Origin of the sequence: Mycolicibacterium vaccae NBRC 14118 = CIP 105934 (assembly GCF_001552715.1) — a bacterium.
GTDB classification, from domain to species: domain Bacteria; phylum Actinomycetota; class Actinomycetes; order Mycobacteriales; family Mycobacteriaceae; genus Mycobacterium; species Mycobacterium vaccae.
Genome location: NZ_BCRS01000336.1, coordinates 1 through 1457, shown reverse-complemented (window position 1 = coordinate 1457; position 1457 = coordinate 1). Strand labels below are relative to the sequence as shown.

The following is a 1457-nucleotide window of genomic DNA, read 5'->3' as shown; positions in this document are numbered from 1 at the left end:
AATCGGTTGGATCCCTTTCTATCTCGACCGCAGCGACCGGCACTACAGTAATCAGAAGTGGCTGCGCCGTGACTTCGGCGACAAGATGCCGAGCGATGTGTTCCGCGAGCATTCGTTGGCCTGCTACGTCACCGACAAGACCTCGCTCAAACTGCGTCACGAGATCGGCATCGACATCATCGCCTGGGAGTGCGACTACCCGCACTCAGATTGCTTCTGGCCCGATGCCCCCGAGCAGGTACTAGCCGAACTGGACGCCGCGGGTGCCGACGACACCGACATCAACAAGATCACCTGGGAGAACTCCTGCCGATTCTTCGGCTGGGATCCGTTCAAACTCACCCCGAAAAGCCAAGCGACAGTATGGGCTCTGCGAGCCAAGGCCACCGACGTCGACGTCTCGATCAGGCCCCGTAAGGAATGGGAACGACTCTACGAACAGAAGCAACTCGCCAAAGCGTAAGGAGCAATGACGTCCAAGCAATCCCATCAAGGGATAAGAAGGGCAGACGCCGCCCAGCGCCCAGCTGCGGCGGAGCTAGCCACCGCAGCTTGTCGTCGTCGGAGGGAGGCCCCCGCGGGCCGGCGTTCCAACGTCATCGGGGAGACATTAGATTTTCTGATCTGACTGAAGAATTATTAGCTGTACTGCATCTCGGACGGGTCCTAGCGTCATTGACGTGAACCCTGCCTACGTCGTCGTGCTCAGCGGCTTCGCCACCACGATGGCGCTGATCGCGGCCATCGGGGCGCAGAACGCGTTCGTGCTGCGCCAAGGCATCCGCGGCGAACACGTGCTGCCCGTCGTCGCGGTGTGCACCGTGTCGGACCTGCTGCTGATCGCCGCGGGCATCGCGGGGTTCGGCGCGCTGATCGCCGCCCACCCCGACATCGTCACCGCCACCAAGTTCGGTGGCGCCGCATTCCTGGTCGGCTACGGCCTGCTCGCCGCGCGTCGCGCGCTCAAGCCCGGCGTCCTCACCCCGGCTGACGCCGCGCCGGCCCGGTTGACCGCGGTGCTGGCCACCTGCCTGGCGATGACCTTCCTCAACCCGCACGTCTATCTGGACACCGTGATCCTGCTCGGCGCGCTGGCCAACGAACACCAGGACGGCAAATGGCTGTTCGGTGCCGGTGCCGTCGCCGCCAGCGCCGTCTGGTTCAGCGGCCTGGGGTTCGGCGCCCGGCGCCTGCGCCACCTGTTCGCGTCACCGAAGACCTGGCGACTGCTCGACGGGGCGATCGCCGCGACGATGCTCGCCCTGGGCCTCGCGCTGCTGGTGCGCTGAGCCGGCCGAAAAGTATCGCGCTGTAACGCCAGGCACTAGCCTCGTCGATGTGACCGTTGTGCAGGTAGTCAAATTCGCGGCCGTGAACGCGCTTCTGGGCGGCGCCGCGCTGGCTGCCGCCACCCAGGTCGGCGCCCAGCCCCTTCCAGTGGACCCGGCGCTGCCGCC

1 protein-coding gene and 1 pseudogene are annotated in these 1457 nt (G+C 65.5%); both read left to right on the top strand.

Annotated elements, in window-relative coordinates; translation table 11 throughout:
* A pseudogene (locus MVA01S_RS29825) lies at positions 1–463 on the top strand (amidohydrolase family protein); the annotation flags it as partial.
* Between the two features lie 217 nt (positions 464–680).
* The gene (locus MVA01S_RS29820) at positions 681–1289 is read left to right on the top strand and encodes a LysE/ArgO family amino acid transporter (protein WP_003933953.1); all 609 of its coding nucleotides are present in this window, start codon (positions 681–683) and stop codon (positions 1287–1289) included.
* Positions 1290–1457 lie beyond the last annotated feature (168 nt).